The sequence below is a fragment of the Pseudomonas sp. 10S4 genome, from assembly GCF_034344865.1.
Lineage (GTDB): Bacteria > Pseudomonadota > Gammaproteobacteria > Pseudomonadales > Pseudomonadaceae > Aquipseudomonas.
In genome coordinates, this window is the sequence record NZ_CP133774.1 from 192,027 (window position 1) to 210,656 (window position 18,630).

At 59.5% G+C, this 18,630-nt stretch carries 17 protein-coding genes, 1 tRNA gene and 1 pseudogene; 14 read left to right on the forward strand and 5 right to left on the reverse strand.

All coding sequences use genetic code 11. The features are described 5' to 3' along the window. The first annotated feature begins 3 nt into the window (after positions 1 to 3). The 14 genes and pseudogenes from arcD to RHM58_RS01025 all read left to right on the forward strand — a co-directional run bounded on the left by arcD (position 4) and on the right by RHM58_RS01025 (position 14,729). Complete coding sequence (gene arcD / locus RHM58_RS00965) at positions 4 to 1,431, forward strand: arginine-ornithine antiporter (RefSeq protein WP_322269448.1); 1,428 nt, start codon at positions 4 to 6, stop codon at positions 1,429 to 1,431. A 33-nt stretch (positions 1,432 to 1,464) separates the two neighbouring features. Next, on the forward strand, positions 1,465 to 2,721 hold the full coding sequence (gene arcA / locus RHM58_RS00970; protein WP_201206134.1) for an arginine deiminase: 1,257 nt from the start codon (positions 1,465 to 1,467) through the stop codon (positions 2,719 to 2,721). A 71-nt stretch (positions 2,722 to 2,792) separates the two neighbouring features. Beyond that, the gene (locus RHM58_RS00975; RefSeq protein ID WP_201194045.1) at positions 2,793 to 3,803 is read left to right on the forward strand and encodes an ornithine carbamoyltransferase; all 1,011 of its coding nucleotides are present in this window, start codon (positions 2,793 to 2,795) and stop codon (positions 3,801 to 3,803) included. Positions 3,804 to 4,018: 215 nt separating this feature from the next. Beyond that, entirely contained in the window at positions 4,019 to 4,948 is a 930-nt protein-coding gene (gene arcC, locus RHM58_RS00980; protein ID WP_322269449.1) for a carbamate kinase, read from the forward strand. Positions 4,949 to 5,011: 63 nt separating this feature from the next. Next, positions 5,012 to 5,371, forward strand: coding sequence for a DUF5064 family protein (locus tag RHM58_RS00985; RefSeq protein ID WP_201256785.1), 360 nt, complete (start codon positions 5,012 to 5,014; stop codon positions 5,369 to 5,371). Between the two features lie 235 nt (positions 5,372 to 5,606). Beyond that, positions 5,607 to 7,115, forward strand: coding sequence for a sigma-54-dependent transcriptional regulator (locus RHM58_RS00990; RefSeq protein WP_322269450.1), 1,509 nt, complete (start codon positions 5,607 to 5,609; stop codon positions 7,113 to 7,115). A gap of 432 nt (positions 7,116 to 7,547) precedes the next feature. Continuing rightward, positions 7,548 to 7,931 (forward strand): glycine cleavage system protein GcvH, encoded by a 384-nt coding sequence (gene gcvH, locus RHM58_RS00995; protein ID WP_322269451.1) that lies wholly within the window; start codon positions 7,548 to 7,550, stop codon positions 7,929 to 7,931. A 9-nt stretch (positions 7,932 to 7,940) separates the two neighbouring features. Further along, a complete protein-coding gene (gene gcvP, locus RHM58_RS01000) occupies positions 7,941 to 10,790 on the forward strand; it encodes an aminomethyl-transferring glycine dehydrogenase (RefSeq protein ID WP_322269452.1) in 2,850 nt (949 codons plus the stop codon). Between the two features lie 272 nt (positions 10,791 to 11,062). After that, positions 11,063 to 12,094 (forward strand): annotated as a pseudogene (locus RHM58_RS01005) (L-serine ammonia-lyase); the annotation flags it as partial. Further along, positions 12,049 to 12,210, forward strand: a complete 162-nt coding sequence (locus RHM58_RS33870) for a hypothetical protein (RefSeq protein ID WP_416195312.1) — start codon at positions 12,049 to 12,051, stop codon at positions 12,208 to 12,210. The pseudogene RHM58_RS01005 and the gene RHM58_RS33870, both read left to right, overlap by 46 nt. Further along, positions 12,198 to 12,371 carry an L-serine ammonia-lyase, iron-sulfur-dependent, subunit beta gene (locus RHM58_RS33875; RefSeq protein ID WP_416195293.1) on the forward strand — a complete coding sequence of 58 codons (174 nt, stop codon included), beginning with the start codon at positions 12,198 to 12,200 and terminating at the stop codon, positions 12,369 to 12,371. Before RHM58_RS33870 ends, RHM58_RS33875 begins: the two co-directional genes overlap by 13 nt. A gap of 42 nt (positions 12,372 to 12,413) precedes the next feature. Continuing rightward, positions 12,414 to 13,538: a glycine cleavage system aminomethyltransferase GcvT gene (gcvT, locus tag RHM58_RS01015; protein WP_322269453.1), complete on the forward strand. Its 1,125-nt coding sequence runs from the start codon at positions 12,414 to 12,416 to the stop codon at positions 13,536 to 13,538. A 393-nt stretch (positions 13,539 to 13,931) separates the two neighbouring features. After that, positions 13,932 to 14,144 (forward strand): cold-shock protein, encoded by a 213-nt coding sequence (locus RHM58_RS01020; RefSeq protein WP_003175786.1) that lies wholly within the window; start codon positions 13,932 to 13,934, stop codon positions 14,142 to 14,144. A gap of 96 nt (positions 14,145 to 14,240) precedes the next feature. Beyond that, on the forward strand, positions 14,241 to 14,729 hold the full coding sequence (locus RHM58_RS01025; protein WP_201206146.1) for an RDD family protein: 489 nt from the start codon (positions 14,241 to 14,243) through the stop codon (positions 14,727 to 14,729). A gap of 80 nt (positions 14,730 to 14,809) precedes the next feature. Here RHM58_RS01025 and nadA read toward each other — a convergent pair whose 3' ends face one another. The 5 genes from nadA to ybgF all read right to left on the reverse strand — a co-directional run bounded on the left by nadA (position 14,810) and on the right by ybgF (position 18,630). Further along, entirely contained in the window at positions 14,810 to 15,868 is a 1,059-nt protein-coding gene (nadA, locus tag RHM58_RS01030) for a quinolinate synthase NadA (RefSeq protein WP_201206148.1), read from the reverse strand. A 268-nt stretch (positions 15,869 to 16,136) separates the two neighbouring features. Then, positions 16,137 to 16,213 (reverse strand) — tRNA-Lys (locus tag RHM58_RS01035). Between the two features lie 63 nt (positions 16,214 to 16,276). Next, positions 16,277 to 16,969, reverse strand: coding sequence for a 7-cyano-7-deazaguanine synthase QueC (queC, locus tag RHM58_RS01040; RefSeq protein ID WP_201206150.1), 693 nt, complete (start codon positions 16,967 to 16,969; stop codon positions 16,277 to 16,279). A 1-nt stretch (position 16,970) separates the two neighbouring features. Next, positions 16,971 to 17,618: a 7-carboxy-7-deazaguanine synthase QueE gene (gene queE / locus RHM58_RS01045; RefSeq protein WP_046032066.1), complete on the reverse strand. Its 648-nt coding sequence runs from the start codon at positions 17,616 to 17,618 to the stop codon at positions 16,971 to 16,973. 166 nt (positions 17,619 to 17,784) lie between these two features. Then, positions 17,785 to 18,630, reverse strand: coding sequence for a tol-pal system protein YbgF (gene ybgF / locus RHM58_RS01050; RefSeq protein WP_201206153.1), 846 nt, complete (start codon positions 18,628 to 18,630; stop codon positions 17,785 to 17,787).

The following is an 18,630-nucleotide window of genomic DNA, read 5'->3' on the forward strand; positions in this document are numbered from 1 at the left end:
GCAATGTCTGAATCCCCCGGAAAACTGAAGCTCGGCGCGCTCGTTGCATTGGTAGTTGGCTCAATGATTGGTGGCGGGATCTTCTCTTTACCGCAGAACATGGCCGCCAGTGCTGATGTCGGTGCGGTGCTGATTGGTTGGGCAATTACGGCGGTCGGCATGCTGACCCTCGCGTTCGTCTTTCAAACCCTGGCCAACCGCAAGCCTGACCTGGACGGTGGTGTCTACGCCTACGCCAAGGCCGGTTTCGGCGACTACATGGGTTTCTCATCCGCTTGGGGTTACTGGATCAGTGCCTGGCTGGGCAACGTCGGCTACTTCGTCTTGCTGTTCAGCACCCTGGGTTACTTCTTTCCGATCTTCGGCGAAGGCAACACCGTTGCCGCTGTGATCGGCGCCTCGGTGCTGCTCTGGGCCGTGCACTTCCTTGTTTTACGCGGGATCAAGGAAGCGGCGTTCATCAACCTGGTGACCACCGTCGCCAAGGTCGTGCCGCTGGTGCTGTTTGTGTTGATCGCCGTGTTCGCTTTCAAGCTGGACATCTTCACTGCCGACATCTGGGGCACTAAAAACACTAGCCTGGGCAGCGTGATGAACCAGGTGCGCAACATGATGCTGGTCACCGTCTGGGTGTTCATCGGCATCGAAGGCGCGAGCATCTTCTCGGCCCGGGCCGAAAAACGTAGCGACGTTGGTAAGGCCACCGTGATCGGTTTCATTACCGTGCTGCTGTTCCTGGTGCTGGTGAACGTGTTGTCTCTGGGCATCATGACCCAACCGGAACTGGCCAAGCTGCAGAACCCGTCGATGGCGGCCGTGCTGGAACACGTGGTCGGTCACTGGGGCGCGCTGCTGATCAGCATTGGTCTGATCATTTCCTTGCTTGGCGCGCTGCTGTCCTGGGTGCTGTTGTGTGCGGAGATCATGTTCGCCGCCGCCAAGGACCACACCATGCCGGCGTTTTTGCGCCGCGAAAACGCCAACCATGTACCGGCCAACGCCCTGTGGCTGACCAACGCGATGGTTCAGGTATTCCTGATCATCACCCTGTTCTCGGCCAGCACTTACCTGTCGCTGATCTACCTTGCCACCTCGATGATTCTGGTGCCTTACCTGTGGTCGGCGGCGTATGCGCTGCTGCTGGCGGTACGCGGCGAGACTTATGAACACGCCCTGGCCGAACGCAAGAAAGACCTGATCATCGGCGCCATTGCCGTGATCTACGCGGTCTGGCTGCTGTATGCCGGCGGCATCAAATACCTGCTGCTTTCCGCCCTGCTCTATGCCCCCGGCGCGATCCTGTTCGCCAAGGCCAAGATGGAAGTGGGCAAACCGGTTTTCACTAATGTCGAGAAGCTGATTTTCGCGGCCGTAGTCGTCGGCGCCCTGGTGGCTGCCTACGGGCTGTATGCCGGTTTCCTGACGCTGTAATAGCTGATTGTTTACATCTGGAGGATCACTGTAATGACCACGGAAAAAGTTAAGTACGGCGTACATTCCGAGGCCGGCAAACTGCGCAAAGTCATGGTTTGCTCCCCCGGTCTGGCCCACCTGCGGCTGACCCCGAACAACTGCGACGAATTGCTGTTCGATGACGTGCTATGGGTTGCCCAGGCCAAGCGTGACCATTTCGATTTCGTCACCAAGATGCGCGAACGCAACGTCGACGTGCTGGAAATGCACAACCTGCTGACCGACATCGTCGCGAACCCTGAGGCCCTGGACTGGATTCTCGAACGCAAGATCACCGCCAACACAGTGGGCCTGGGCCTGGTCAACGAAACCAGTTCCTGGTTGCGCAGCCTGGAGCCGCGCAAGATAGCCGAGTTCCTGATCGGCGGCGTGTCGGCCGATGACCTGCCAACCAGTTTCGGCGGCAAGACCATCGAGATGTTCCGTGACTTCCTCGGCCACTCGAGCTTCATTCTGCCGCCGCTGCCCAACATCCTGTTCACCCGCGACACCACCTGCTGGATCTACGGTGGCGTGACCTTGAACCCTATGTACTGGCCGGCGCGCCGTCAGGAAACCCTGCTGGCCAGCGCCATCTACAAATTCCACCCCGAGTTCACCAACGCCGACTTCCAGGTCTGGTACGGCGACCCGGATCAGGAGCACGGCAACTCGACACTCGAAGGCGGCGACGTGATGCCTATCGGCAACGGTGTGGTGTTGATCGGCATGGGCGAGCGCTCGTCGCGTCAGGCCATCGGTCAACTGGCGCTGAACCTGTTCAAGCACCAAGCCGTGGAGCGAGTGATCGTCGCCGGTCTGCCGAAATCCCGCGCCGCGATGCACCTGGACACCGTGTTCAGCTTCTGCGACCGCGACCTGGTCACCATTTTCCCGGAAGTGGTCAACCAGATCGTCGCGTTCACCCTGCGCCCTGATGAAAGCAAACCGGGTGGCATAGACATCCGCCGCGAAGAAACCAACTTCCTCGACACCGTGGCGGCCGCACTCAACCTCAAGGCCCTGCGCGTGGTGGAAACCGGCGGCAACAGCTTCGCCGCCGAACGCGAGCAATGGGACGACGGCAACAACGTGGTGGCCCTCGAACCGGGCGTGGTGATCGGTTACGACCGCAACACCTACACCAACACCTTGCTACGCAAGGCTGGCGTGGAAGTCATCACCATCAGTGCCGGCGAACTCGGGCGCGGCCGTGGCGGCGGCCACTGCATGACCTGCCCGATCATTCGCGACCCCATCGACTATTAATTCTTGTGCCCCGCTTCGTGCTTATAAAGCGCGAAGCCGGCGGATAACCGAAACCCAAGGAGATCCAAATCATGGCTTTTAACATGCGCAACCGCAGCTTGCTGAGCTTGATGCACCACACCACTCGCGAGCTCAACTACCTGATCGACCTGTCCCGGGACCTCAAACGCGCCAAGTACACCGGCACCGAGCGTCCACACCTGCAAGGCAAGAACATCGCGCTGATCTTCGAAAAAACCTCGACCCGCACCCGTTGCGCCTTCGAAGTCGCGGCCCACGACCAGGGTGCCCACGTCACCTACATCGACCCGGTGTCGTCGCAGATCGGCCACAAAGAAAGCATGAAAGACACCGCCCGTGTGCTGGGCCGGATGTTCGACGCCATCGAGTACCGTGGCTTTGAACAGGAAATCGTCGAAGAGCTGGCCAAGTTCGCTGGCGTGCCGGTGTTCAACGGCCTGACCGCTGAATTCCACCCGACGCAAATGATCGCCGACGTACTGACCATGCGCGAGCACAGCGACAAGCCGATGCATGAAATCAGCTACGCCTACCTCGGCGATGCGCGCTACAACATGGGCAACTCGCTGCTGATGATCGGCGCCAAATTGGGCATGGACGTGCGCATCGCTGCACCCAAAGCCCTGTGGCCACACGCGGACTTCATTGCCCAGTGCAAAGAATTCGCTGAAGAAAGCGGCGCCCGCATCACCATCACCGAAGACCCGAAAGAAGCGGTCAAGGGCGTGGACTTCATCCACACCGACATCTGGGTGTCGATGGGTGAGCCGGTGGAAGCGTGGGACGAGCGCATCGAGCAACTGCTGCCGTACCAGGTCAACGCGAAAATGATGAAAGCCTCGGGCAACCCGCGCGTGAAATTCATGCACTGCCTGCCGGCATTCCATAACAGCGAAACCAAGGTCGGCAAGGACATCGCCGCGCGCTATCCGCACCTGGCCGGCGGCGTTGAAGTGACCGAAGAAGTCTTCGAATCGCCAGCCAACATCGCCTTTGAACAAGCGGAAAACCGCATGCATACCATCAAGGCGATCCTGGTGTCGGCGTTGGCGGATATCTAAAAAGACTGCCGCTTTCCTTCCTGTGGAAGCGGCTTTTTGTGGCGAGGGAGCTTGCTCCCGCTCGGCTGCGCAGCAGTCGTAAATGCATCACCGCATCGCGTCAGGTACACCGCGTATAACCTGATTGCGACCGCTGCGCGCTCGAGCGCGAGCAAGCTCGCTCGCCACAAAAGCCAGTCAACACAGGGATCACCGAACTCTGAAAGGACTGCATTATGCGTATCGTCGTTGCTCTGGGCGGTAACGCCCTGCTCCGCCGTGGTGAACCCATGACCGCGGACAATCAACGCGCCAATATCCGCGTCGCCACCGAACAGATCGCCAGGATCTACCCCGGCAACCAATTGGTCATCGCCCACGGCAATGGCCCGCAAGTCGGCCTGCTGTCGCTGCAAGCGGCAGCCTACACCTCGGTTTCGCCCTACCCGCTGGACGTGCTCGGTGCCGAAACCGAAGGCATGATCGGCTACATCATCGAACAGGAACTGGGCAACCTGCTGGACTTCGAAGTGCCGTTCGCCACCCTGCTGACCCAGGTCGAAGTCAATGCCAAGGACCCGGCGTTCCAGAACCCGACCAAACCCATCGGCCCGGTGTATTCAAAGGCTGAAGCGGAAAAACTCGCCGCCGAAAAAGGTTGGGCGATTGCCCCGGATGGCGACAAGTATCGCCGTGTGGTTGCCAGCCCACGGCCAAAACGCATCTTCGAAATCCGCCCGATCAAGTGGCTGCTGGATAAGGGCAGCATCGTGATCTGTGCTGGCGGTGGCGGCATTCCAACGATGTACGGCGCCAGCGGAAAACTCGAAGGCGTGGAAGCGGTGATCGACAAGGACCTGTGCTCGGCGCTGCTGGCCGAACAGCTGGAAAGTGATCTGCTGGTAATCGCCACCGACGTCAGCGCCGCATTTATAGACTTCGGCAAGCCAACCCAGAAAGCCATCGCCCAGGCCCACCCGGACGACATGGAAAAACTCGGCTTCGCCGCCGGCTCCATGGGGCCGAAGGTCCAGGCCGCGTGCGAGTTCGCCCGCCATACTGGCAAAGTCGCGGTCATCGGTTCACTCTCGGACATCGAAGCGATCGTCCAGGGCAAGGCCGGCACCCGCATCAGCACAGCGACACCTGGCATTACTTACCTCTAAAAAGAAACTCAGCGGCAGGCCCGGGGTCTGCCGTTCTCCAATGCCTTCGAAGGAGAGATGTTTATGGCTACGTTCGAGCCCGGTCACTTGCACATCGAGCGCCACGCGCTGAACAAGGACGATTACAGCTACAACCTGTGCATCGACTATGAAGTCACCCAGGACCCCAAGGAAGGCAAGGGCATGCTGTTCAAGATGCATGGCAGCATCGAAGGCAAAGACATGAAAGAAGAGTTCTTTCTGCCCAAGGACCAAGCGTTTGACTTCGCCCGGCATGCCATGCAAATCGCACATAAACATGGCATCCCCAAAGAAGCCAACATCGCGTCGATGCACAGGACCTACGACGCAATGTTCGAGGACGTGCGGGCGCAGCTGGACGTTAAATCCGGCGACCCGGTGAAACCCGAACACCTCGAATAAAGGGTTCTGTGCCGAACACAATTGTGCGAACACCAACGATCAACTGTGGGAGCGGGCTTGCTCGCGAAAGCGGTCTGTCAGTCAACATTAATAGTGACTGAGACACCGCTTTCGCGAGCAAGCCCGCTCCCACAGGGGATCATCGCCACACCGAAGACCTGCGCCAGATTTCACCTAACCCCCTCCTCCAAGGCATACTTGCCACCCTCCGCACTCCAGAACCAAAAACCGCCCCATGCGTATCCACGTCAGCTTCATCGACCGCGTCGGCATTACCCAGGAAGTCCTGGCCTTGCTCGGTGGGCGCAATCTCAATCTGGATGCGGTGGAAATGGTTCCGCCCAACGTCTACATCGACGCCCCGACCCTGAGCCCGGAAGTGCTCGAAGAGCTGCGCGATGCGCTGTTCAGCGTGCACGGCGTGCAAGCGGTGACGGTGGTCGACATCCTGCCCGGCCAGCGCCGGCACTTGCAGCTCGACGCATTGCTCGCGGCCATGACCGACCCGGTGCTGGCCCTGGACAGCGCCGGCAAAGTGTTGCTGGCCAACCCGGCGCTGATTGCCTTGTACGGTCGCGAACCCGCCGGTGAAAGCATCACCGAATTGTTTGCCGACCCGGCGCTGCTCGATGCCTTGCTGGAAAACGGCTTTCGCCTGCCGCTGCGCGAGATCACCGTCAACGGCCAGACCCTGCTGCTGGACGCCACGCCGATCACCGACGCGGGCGCCCTGCTGACGCTGTATCAACCAAGCCGCATCGGTGAACGCCTTTCAGCATTGCACCATGACCACGCCGAAGGTTTCGATGCATTGCTCGGCGAATCCCCGGCGATTCGCACCCTTAAGGCTCGCGCCCAACGTGTCGCGGCCCTCGACGCACCGCTATTGATCCAGGGCGAAACCGGCACCGGCAAAGAACTGGTAGCCCGGGCCTGTCACGCCATCAGTGCGCGGCACAGCGCGCCGTTCCTCGCGTTGAACTGCGCGGCATTGCCGGAGAACCTCGCCGAAAGCGAACTGTTCGGCTATGCCCCCGGCGCTTTTACCGGCGCGCAACGGGGCGGCAAACCGGGGCTCATGGAACTGGCCAACCAAGGCACGGTGTTTCTCGATGAAATCGGTGAGATGTCGCCGTACTTGCAGGCGAAACTGCTGCGGTTTTTGAACGACGGCAGCTTCCGTCGGGTCGGCGGTGATCGTGAGGTCAAGGTCAACGTGCGGATCCTCAGCGCAACCCACCGTGACCTGGAAAAAATGGTCAGCGAAGGCTCCTTCCGCGAAGACCTGTTCTATCGCCTCAACGTGCTCAACGTCGAAGTCCCGCCGCTGCGCGAACGCGGCCAGGACATTCTGCTGCTGGCCCGTTACTTCATGCAGCAGGCCTGCGCGCAGATCCAGCGTCCGATCTGTCGCCTGGCGCCGGGCACTTACCCGGCACTGCTCGGCAACCGCTGGCCGGGCAATGTGCGGCAATTGCAGAACGTAATCTTCCGCGCCGCCGCGATTTGCGAAAGCAGTCTGGTAGACATCGGCGACCTCGACATTGCTGGCACCTCCGTGGCGCGCCAGAGTGACAGCGACGTCGACAGCCTTGAGCAAGCGATGGAAGAGTTCGAGAAGACGCTGCTGGAAAAACTCTACGTCAGCTATCCCTCGACCCGGCAATTGGCGAATCGGCTACAAACCTCCCACACGGCGATTGCCCATCGGTTGCGCAAGTACGGCATTCCAAACAAACCCTAAGCCTTACTCGGTCAAAATGTGGGAGCGGGCTTGCTCGCGAATGCGGTGTGTCAGTTGGCATTGATGTGACTGACACACCGCATTCGCGAGCAAGCCCGCTCCCACAGGGTTCTATGGCGCATTCAAAACCATGCTCGAAAGCGACCTTCATCTGTACTGAAAGCGCTACAGCGGAACGATATCGATACAACCTCCTCCGATCGCCGCTGTGCAAGGCTTTGATCCCATTACGCTTTTTTCTTTGCTTTGTGCTGTAGCGATTTCGCTACAGGCATTCATTTCGCTCGCCTCTCGAAAACCAACAAGGCCTTGATTCATAAGGACTTATTAACATTGGCAGCGATTTTGCTTAGTAACCTCCTATAAAGAAGGGCTTTTGCCCAAGCATTCAATCGCGTCCACCAGACGAGTCTGGCCCCCTTAGGAGTTTCCATGAGCGAGTTGCGTTTTACTGAAGATCACGAATGGCTGCGTACCGAAGCTGACGGCAGCGTCACAGTCGGTATCACCGCTTTCGCACAGAACGCCTTGGGCGACGTGGTTTTCGTACAACTGCCTGAGCTGCAGTCCTACGAAAAAGGCGCTGAAGCCGCCACCGTGGAATCGGTAAAAGCCGCCAGCGGCGTCTACATGCCGCTCGACGGTGAAGTCCTGGAAGTGAACCCGGCACTCGACAGCAGCCCTGAGCTGGTTAACGAAGATCCGCTGGGCGAAGGCTGGTTCTTCCGCTTCCAGCCAACCGACGCATCGGCTGTTGCCCAATTGCTGGATCAAGACGCTTACGACCGTCTGATCAAAGCCAACGCCGACGCCTGAGGAGCCGCCATGACTATCAATCTCAGTACTGCCAACGAATTCATCGCCCGCCACATCGGCCCGCGCTCCGGCGATGAGCAAGCGATGCTCAACAGCCTCGGCTTCGACTCCCTCGAAGCCCTGAGCGCCAGCGTCATCCCGGACAGCATCAAAGGCACCAGCGTGCTCGGCCTCGAAGATGGCCTGAGCGAGGCCGATGCCCTGGCGTTGATCAAGTCCATCGCCAGCAAAAACCAGCTGTTCAAGACCTACATCGGCCAGGGTTACTACGGCACCCACACGCCGTCGCCGATCCTGCGCAACCTGCTGGAAAACCCGGCGTGGTACACCGCGTACACCCCGTACCAGCCGGAGATTTCCCAGGGTCGTCTCGAAGCGCTGCTGAATTTCCAAACCTTGATCAGCGACCTGACCGGCCTGCCGATTGCCAACGCCTCGTTGTTGGATGAAGCCACTGCCGCCGCCGAAGCGATGACCTTCTGCAAACGCCTGAGCAAGAACAAGGGCAGCCATGCGTTCTTCGCTTCCGTGCATTGCCACCCGCAAACCCTCGACGTGCTGCGCACCCGTGCCGAGCCGTTGGGCATCGACGTGGTGGTCGGCGACGAGCAAACACTGACCGACGTGACGCCGTACTTCGGCGCGCTGCTGCAATACCCGGCCAGCAACGGTGACGTGTTCGATTACCGCGAACTGACCGAACGCTTCCACGCCGCCAATGCCTTGGTCGCGGTGGCCGCTGACCTGCTGGCCCTGACCGTACTGACCCCGCCGGGCGAGTTCGGCGCTGACGTGGCCATCGGCAGCGCACAACGCTTCGGCGTGCCGCTGGGTTTTGGTGGTCCGCACGCGGCGTACTTCTCGACGAAAGATGCGTTCAAGCGCGACATGCCGGGCCGTTTGGTCGGCGTCTCGGTGGACCGTTTCGGCAAGCCGGCCCTGCGCCTGGCGATGCAAACCCGCGAGCAACATATCCGCCGCGAGAAGGCCACCAGCAACATCTGCACGGCGCAGGTTTTGCTGGCCAACATCGCCAGCATGTACGCCGTTTATCACGGCCCGAAAGGCCTGACGCAGATCGCCAACCGCGTGCATCACCTGACGGCGATTCTGGCCAAAGGCTTGAGCGCACTCGGTCTCACGGTTGAGCAGGAAAACTTCTTCGATACGCTGACGCTGAACACTGGCGCCAACACCGCCAAGCTGCACGACAAGGCTCGCGCCCAGCAGATCAACCTGCGTGTGGTCGATGCTGAACGTCTGGGCCTGTCCCTCGACGAAACCACTTCGCAAGCTGATGTTGAAACCTTGTGGGCGCTGCTGGCTGACGGCAAAGCGCTGCCAGATTTCGCGGCATTGGCTACAAGCGTTCAAAGCACCATCCCAGCTGAACTGGTTCGCCAATCGCCGATCCTCAGCCACCCGGTGTTCAACCGTTACCACTCGGAAACCGAGCTGATGCGCTACCTGCGCAAGCTCGCCGACAAGGACCTGGCACTGGATCGCACCATGATCCCGCTGGGTTCCTGCACCATGAAACTCAACGCCGCCAGCGAAATGATCCCGGTGACCTGGGCTGAATTCGGTGCCCTGCACCCATTCGCCCCGGCCGCGCAAAGCGCCGGCTACCAGCAACTGACCGACGAACTGGAGGCGATGCTCTGCGCCGACACCGGTTACGACGCGATCTCGCTGCAACCGAACGCCGGCTCCCAGGGTGAATACGCTGGCCTGCTGGCGATCCGCGCCTATCACCAGAGCCGTGGCGAAGATCGTCGCGACATCTGCCTGATCCCGTCCTCGGCCCACGGCACCAACCCGGCGACCGCCAACATGGCCGGCATGCGCGTGGTGGTGACCGCGTGCGATGCCCGTGGCAACGTCGACATCGAAGACCTGCGCGCCAAGGCCATCGAGCACCGCGAACACCTCGCCGCGCTGATGATCACCTACCCGTCGACCCACGGCGTGTTCGAAGAAGGCATCCGCGAAATCTGCGGCATCGTTCATGACCATGGCGGCCAGGTCTACATCGACGGCGCCAACATGAACGCGATGGTCGGCCTCTGCGCACCGGGCAAGTTCGGCGGCGACGTCTCGCACTTGAACCTGCACAAAACCTTCTGCATCCCCCACGGCGGTGGCGGCCCGGGCGTTGGCCCGATTGGCGTGAAATCGCACTTGACGCCGTTCCTGCCGGGCCATGCCCAGATGGAGCGTAAAGAAGGCGCGGTCTGCGCCGCACCGTTCGGCAGCGCAAGCATTTTGCCGATCACCTGGATGTACATCCGCATGATGGGCGGCGCCGGTTTGAAGCGTGCTTCGCAACTGGCGATCCTGAATGCCAACTACATCTCCCGTCGCCTCGAAGAACATTACCCAGTGCTCTACACCGGCAGCAACGGCCTGGTCGCGCACGAATGCATCCTCGATTTGCGTCCGCTGAAAGACAGCAGCGGCATCAGCGTCGATGACGTCGCCAAACGCCTGATCGACTTCGGCTTCCATGCGCCGACCATGTCGTTCCCGGTGGCCGGCACGCTGATGATCGAGCCGACCGAAAGCGAATCCAAGGAAGAACTGGACCGCTTCTGCGACGCCATGATCCGCATCCGCGAAGAAATCCGCGCAGTGGAAAACGGCACGCTGGACAAGGACGACAACCCACTGAAAAACGCCCCGCATACCGCGGCGGAAATCGTGGGCGAGTGGACGCATCCGTATAGCCGTGAGCAAGCGGTTTACCCGGTTGCCTCCTTGATCGAAGGCAAGTACTGGCCACCGGTCGGTCGGGTCGACAACGTGTTTGGTGACCGCAACCTGGTTTGCGCCTGCCCGTCGATCGAAAGCTACGCTTAAAAATGTAGGGGCGGGTTCGCTCGCCCCCACTCTCAAGAGCACCGCATATCCCCTGTGGGAGCGGGCTTGCTCGCGAATGCGGTAAATCAGTCACCATCAACGTTGCCTGACCCATCGCATTCGCGAGCAAGCTCGCTCCCACAGGGTCCGTGCAAAGCCCCAGATTCCGTGAATTCCTATAACAAGAAACCGGAGAACAACTCATGTCGTTAAGCGTGTTCGACCTGTTCAAGATTGGCATCGGCCCCTCCAGCTCCCACACCGTCGGCCCGATGCGTGCTGCTGCGCGTTTCGCCGAAGGTCTGCGCCGTGAAGGGCTGCTGGCCGCAACAACCTGCGTCAAAGTCGAGCTCTACGGCTCGCTCGGCGCCACCGGTAAAGGCCACGGCAGCGACAAGGCTGTGTTGCTCGGCCTGGAAGGTGAACACCCGGACACCGTGAACACCGAAACCGTCGCCGCCCGTCTGCAAGAGATTCGCAGTAACGGTCGTTTGAACCTGCTCGGTGAGCACTCCATCGAATTCAACGAAAAGCTGCATCTGGCGATGATCCGCAAACCGTTGGCTTATCACCCCAACGGCATGATCTTTCGCGCGTTCGATGCGGCAGGCATACAAATCCGCAGCCGCGAGTACTACTCGGTCGGCGGTGGTTTCGTCGTCGATGAAGACGCTGCCGGCGCCGATCGCATCGTCGAGGACGCCACGCCGCTGACCTTCCCGTTCAAAAGTGCCAAGGACCTGCTCGGTCATTGCGCCACCTACGGCTTGTCGATCAGCCAGGTGATGCTGACCAACGAAAGTGCCTGGCGCCCGGAAGCGGAAACCCGTGCCGGTCTGCTGCACATCTGGCAGGTGATGCAGGACTGCGTCGACGCCGGTTGCCGCAACGAAGGCATCCTGCCCGGTGGCTTGAAGGTCAAACGCCGAGCGGCGGCGCTGCATCGGCAATTGTGCAAGAACCCGGAATCGGCGCTGCGCGATCCGCTGTCAGTACTGGACTGGGTCAACCTCTACGCTTTGGCGGTCAACGAAGAAAACGCCAACGGCGGACGCGTGGTCACCGCGCCCACTAACGGTGCAGCCGGGATCGTCCCGGCAGTGTTGCATTACTACATGCGCTTCATCCCCGGCGCCAATGAAGACGGCGTCGTGCGTTTTCTGCTGACCGCCGCCGCGATCGGCATTCTGTACAAGGAAAACGCCTCGATTTCCGGCGCTGAAGTCGGTTGTCAGGGGAGGTCGGCGTCGCCTGTTCGATGGCGGCCGGTGCGTTGTGCGAAGTCCTTGGCGGCAGCGTTTCGCAGGTGGAAAACGCCGCCGAGATCGGCGATGGAGCACCACCTCGGTCTCACCTGCGACCCCGATCGGAGGCCTCGTGCAGGTGCCGTGCATCGAGCGCAACGCCATGGGCTCGGTGAAAGCCATCAATGCGGTGCGCATAGCCCTGCGTGGTGACGGTCAGCACTTCGTTTCCCTCGACAAGGTCATCCGCACCATGCGCCAGACCGGCGCCGACATGAAAAGCAAATACAAGGAAACCGCCCGTGGCGGTTTGGCGGTCAACATTATCGAGTGCTAATGCGCGCGCATTGGCATCTGCACACTTTTTCAGGAGCTGAATATGTCCACCGAACAATTGCTGAAAACCCCGCTGCACGCACTGCACATCGAACTCGGCGCGCGAATGGTGCCGTTCGCCGGCTACGACATGCCGGTGCAATACCCATTGGGCGTGATGAAAGAACACCAGCACACCCGTGATCAGGCCGGGCTGTTCGATGTCTCGCACATGGGCCAGATCCGCCTGACCGGCGCCAATGCCGCCAAAGCCCTGGAAACCCTGGTGCCGGTGGACATCATCGACCTGCCGGTGGGCATGCAGCGCTACGCAATGTTCACCAACGAGACCGGCGGCATCCTCGACGATCTGATGGTCGCCAACCTCGGTAACGACGAACTGTTCCTGGTGGTCAACGCCGCCTGCAAGGATCAGGACCTGGCGCACCTGCGCAAGCACATCGGCGACCAGTGCAGCATCGAGCCACTGTTCGAAGAACGCGCGTTGCTGGCCCTGCAAGGCCCGGCTGCTGTGACTGTGCTTGCACGCCTGGCGCCTGAAGTGTCGAAGATGACCTTCATGCAGTTCGCCCGCGTGAAACTGCTGGGCGTGGACTGCTTTGTCAGCCGTTCGGGCTACACCGGCGAAGACGGTTTTGAAATCTCGGTGCCGGCCGCCAACGCTGAAGCCCTGGCGCGCGCGCTGTTGGCTGAACCTGAAGTGGCGGCCATCGGCCTCGGCGCTCGTGACTCCCTGCGCCTGGAAGCCGGCCTGTGCCTCTACGGCCACGACATGAACACCGAGACCACCCCGATTGAGGCAAGCCTGCTGTGGGCCATCTCCAAGCCGCGTCGTGCCGATGGCGCACGGGCCGGCGGCTTCCCTGGCGCTGAATCTGTGTTCGCCCAGCAACAAGGTGGCGTCAGCCGTAAACGCGTTGGTCTGTTGCCGCAGGAACGCACGCCAGTGCGCGAAGGCGCAGAAATCGTCAACGAAGCCGGCGACATCATCGGTAGCGTGTGCAGTGGTGGTTTCGGGCCGACCTTGGGTGGTCCTCTGGCCATGGGTTACGTCGACAGTACTTACATCGCGATCGATACGCCGGTTTGGGCAATTGTCCGTGGGAAAAAGGTGCCTTTGCTTGTAAGCAAAATGCCATTTGTTCCACAACGCTACTATCGTGGTTGATTGACTGTTTCTATAAGTAACGCGATTGCGTTAACAGTGCACTAATCTGTAACGCAACCGCCATAAAACAGTGCAGTCGTTCGATTATGAACTTTGCTTATAACGTTCGAAAACAATTGAACACCTTCATCGAATAAGCACGCACTAGTGGACCGACTAATAGCCACCAAGCCGAGCAAAACCGGGCCCCTCACAGGGGCTTGTTTTTTATCGGCTAGTTGGCGTAGAGTTTGTTCACTGTGTTTGCATGGGTCGCTTGGAATCGTGACCTGGGCAGTAGCCTACAAGTTAGCTACATCCCGTTCTACGTCTTCTTACTTTCCTGCAACCAGCCCCAGTACTCTTTCATATGAAGGAGACTGTCATTAATTTTTGCGTCAAAGGAAATAAGAAATGTCCCAACGTCAGAGCGGTACCGTCAAGTGGTTTAACGACGAGAAAGGTTTTGGTTTTATCACTCCAGAAAGCGGTCCGGATCTGTTCGTGCATTTCCGCGCTATTCAGGGCAACGGCTTCAAGAGCCTGAAAGAAGGCCAGAAAGTGACCTTCGTTGCTGTGCAAGGCCAGAAAGGCATGCAGGCTGACGAAGTACAAGCAGAAGCCTAACCTTCTGTAACGAAAAAGCCCCTGATGCTGACATCAGGGGCTTTTTTGTGCGCGTAAATCCGTAAAATGGCTTTCTTTTTTCGCCCAGAGGCTGCCATGTCGAAACACTTGCTCAACCCCCAGGGCGACTTTCCCGCCGCTACCTTGGGCCGTCGCCTGGCAGCGATGTTCTATGACTTTCTGTTATGCACGGCCCTGCTGATCGTCACCAGCGGCATTTACAAGATGATCCAGATGGCGATCATCGGCGAAGACAAGATGCGCAAGCTCACCGAAGCCGGCGCGCTGGACGGCGATCCATTGTTGTCGACGGTGCTGTTTTTCGTGCTCTTCGGTTTCTTCGCCAAGTTCTGGACCTGGTCCGGTCAGACCTTGGGTATGCAGGTGTGGTGCATCCGTGTTCAGAATGCTGACGGCTCGTCCATCAGCCTGTGGCAGGCGCTGCTGCGGTTTGTGGTGTCGATCGCGTCGTGGCTGTGTGTGGGGCTGGGGTTTCTCTGGCCGCTGTTCGACAAACAGAAACGCAGCTGGCATGACATGTATTCCAACACCCAGCTTGTTCGTGTTCCAAAGAAACAAAAGTAGCGCCCATAAAAAGATCGCAGCCTTCGGCAGCGCCCATAGGCGCGGAGCTGCCGAAGGCTGCGATCTTTTGATCTTGCTCTTTAAGCGTTACCCGCCAACTTCATCCGCGCCGCCTGGGTGAAGTCCAGCATCCGCTTCAACGGCCGAATCGCCTGCGGAATCAACGCCGGATCCACAAAGATCTCGTTCGTCCCTTCCTTCAAGCTCTTCAGCGTCCGCTCAAGGGTATTCATCGCCATCCATGGGCAGTGCGCGCAACTGCGGCACGCTGCGCCGTTACCGGCCGTTGGAGCCTCGATGAAGACCTTGTCCGGGCACAGCTGCTGCATCTTGTAGAAGATGCCGCGGTCGGTGGCGACGATGAAGGTCTTGTTCGGCAGGGTTTGCGCCGCCGCGATCAACTGACTGGTGGAACCGACGGCATCCGCCAGTTCGATCACCGACGTCGGCGATTCCGGATGCACCAGAATGGCCGCGTCCGGGTACAGCGCCTTCATGTCCTCAAGCTGCTTGGATTTGAACTCCTCGTGAACGATGCAGGCACCGTCCCACAGCAGCATGTCCGCGCCGGTCTTGCGCTGGATGTAAGTACCCAAGTGCTTGTCCGGCCCCCAGATGATGGTCTCGCCGTTATCCATCAGGCTTTCGACGATCTCCAGCGCGCAGCTTGAAGTCACCACCCAATCAGCCCGGGCTTTGACCGCCGCCGAAGTGTTGGCATACACCACCACCGTGCGCTCCGGATGCTGATCACAGAACGCCGAGAACTCGTCCACCGGGCAACCCAGGTCCAGCGAGCAGGTCGCGTCCAGGGTTGGCATCAGGACGCGTTTTTCGGGATTGAGAATCTTCGCGGTCTCGCCCATGAACTTCACACCGGCGACCACCACGGTCTTGGCCGGATGGGCATTGCCGAAGCGCGCCATTTCCAGGGAGTCAGAGACGCAGCCACCGGTTTCTTCGGCCAGGGCCTGAATCACCGGATCGCAATAGAAGTGGGCAACCAGCACCGCGTCCTGAGCCTTGAGCTCGGCAGCAATGGCAGCGCGGTAATAAGCCTCTTCCTCGACCGTCAGCGGCTTGGGCTGCTTGGCGTCGAGGTGAGCTTGAACCAGTAAGCGTTCAGAAATTTGCGTCATGATCGCAAGACCTGCGGGCGCTTTCGCGCGAAAGTCGAGTATACACCCGGCTCCGGACCACTTAAGGGTACCGCCGGGAGAGTGAGTATTCATCAGGCACAGCGTTGAAGCTGCGCAAGGCTACAGAATATCCCGCTGATGCAAAAGATGATTCTGACCTGCGTCACGCGGGGCAGCCCAGGACTTGTGCGAGCACAAATCGCGGACAAAAAAACCCGGAAATCCTCACTTTCGTGGGCCTTCCGGATTTTCTAAACTGCTATAAAAATGGTGGGTCGTGTGGGATTCGAACCTACGACCCAATTGGTTAAAAGCCAACTGCTCTACCAACTGAGCTAACGACCCGCTGTGTGGTGGCGCGTATAATACTGATTTTTAAGGACTATTCAACACCTAATTTGAAATAAATCAGAAATAAGGTGTTGGGTCACTGATTCCGGCCGCCGCGAAGCCTTCTGCACGCAGGCGGCAGCTGTCGCATTTGCCGCACGCATAGCCTTTATCGTCGGCCTGATAGCAGGAAACGGTCAGCCCGTAATCGACGCCCAGCTTCACGCCCGCCTCGACGATCTGCGCCTTGCTCAGGTTTTGCAGCGGGGCCTGGATGCGGAAACCGTTGCCTTCGACACCGGCCTTGGTCGCCAGGTTGGCCATGCGCTCGAAGGACTCGATGAACTCGGGACGGCAGTCCGGGTAACCGGAGTAGTCCACGGCGTTCACACCAATAAAGATGTCGCGGGCGCCCAGCACTTCAGCCCAGCCCAACGCGAGAGATAGAAACACCGTGTTGCGCGCCGGCACATACGTCACCGGGATACCTTCACCCAGAGTTTCCGGGATATCGATACTGTTGTCGGTCAGCGCAGAACCGCCAATGCCATTGAGGTTAATACCGATCACCTTGTGTTCGACCACACCCAAATCACGGGCAACCCGTGCGGCCGCGTGCAATTCGGCGTGGGAACGCTGGCCGTAGTCAAAGCTCATGGTGTAGCAGCTATAGCCTTCAGCACGGGCCATGGCCACGACCGTCGCCGAGTCGAGGCCGCCGGACAGCAGGATCACCGCACGTTTTTCGGTAGTGTTCAGTGGTTCAGTCATATCAGCGCCCCGGCTCGTCATTCCAAAGATATTTATGCAGTTGCAATTGCAGACGCACTGGCAGGTTGTCCGCCACCACCCAGTCAGCCAGATCCCGAGCATTGAGGTCATGGTGACTTGGCGAGAACAGGACTTCGCCGGCACGTCGATCAAGACCGTACTGGATCAGCTTGGACACGGCCCAGTCATAGTCTTCCCGCGAGCAGATGACAAACTTCACCTGGTCGTTGGGCGTCAGCAGTTCGATGTTCTCATAGCGGTTGCGGTGCGCTTCTTTCGAACCCGGTGTTTTCAGGTCGACGACGCGACTGACACGGGAATCTACTGCCGAGATGTCGAGAGCACCACTGGTTTCCAGTGACACTTCGTAACCGGCGTCGCACAACTGCTTGAGCAATGGGATGGCATTGGGTTGCGCCAACGGCTCGCCGCCGGTGACACACACATAACGCGGACGAAAACCGGCCACTTGCTCGAGGATATCGTCGAGGGGGCGAATGGTGCCGCCCGTGAACGCGTAGGCGCTGTCGCAGTATTGGCAACGCAATGGGCAACCGGTCAGGCGCACAAAAACAGTGGGCAGCCCGGCAGTCCGCGTTTCACCCTGCAACGAGTAAAAAACTTCGGTGATTCTCAATGTGTCTTGCATAGTCGCCACGGGCGTAACAGCTAAACAGGCTGTCCGCCTCCGTCAGGCTCTTCAAGGAACCCCGCCAACGCGCGAATCCCAAAAAGCGTGTTTCAGAAAAAGGGCATGAATTCTAACGAAAAAACCCGCGACAAGCGCGGGTTTCTTCAAGAACAGTCAAGCAACCTTACATGCGTTGCAGATCGCGTTGAGCCAACTGAGCGGCGGAAGTGCCCGGATATTGGGACACCACCTGCTGCAGAATGCCTTTTACCTTGTCGGTGTGACCCAGGCGGCGCTCTACATCAGCCAGCTTGTACAGCGAATCAGGCACTTTGGCGTGCTTGGGGTACAGCTGCGAAACCTTGGCAAACGCCTGACCTGCACCTTGCAGATCGCCTTTGGCCAAATTGACTTCGCCCAACCAGTACTGGGCATTGCCCGCGTATTGGCTGTTCGGGTATTTGCGCAGGAAAGCGGTAAAAGCCTGGCTGGCCTTGTCGAAATCCTTGGCTTTGATCAAGTCGAAGGCTGCATCGTAATACAGTTTTTCCTTCGCCGGATCACCCGGTTCACTGCTGGCGGCAGGGGCTTGAGCGGCTACCGCTCCCGCACCAGCGCCTGCAGCGGCTGCTGCACCAGGGGCATTCAAATTGCCACCGGTGGAAGAATTATCAGGAGTCGCGGCTGGTGCAACGCCGGTTCCTATGCGCCGATCAAGATCCTGGTATCGCTCCAGGTTTTCTTGCTTCATGCGCGCTACATCATTTTGCAGAACTTCGATCACACCCTGTTGGCGCGAGATCTGCTCCTGCATCGATTGCAGTTGGTTGAACAGCTCGCCCTGTGCCGAGACAGGGGCCGAAACCCCTCCCCCGGCATAGGCGCCGTTCGTACCGTAACCCGCAGGCGGATAACTGCTCCCGCTATTGTTATAACCGGAGTTGTCATCGACCACAGGAACCGCAGCCCACACCGCAAGCGGTGCGAGGCTGAGAGCCAAAACAGTTACAGCACGACGGCACGTTCGCAT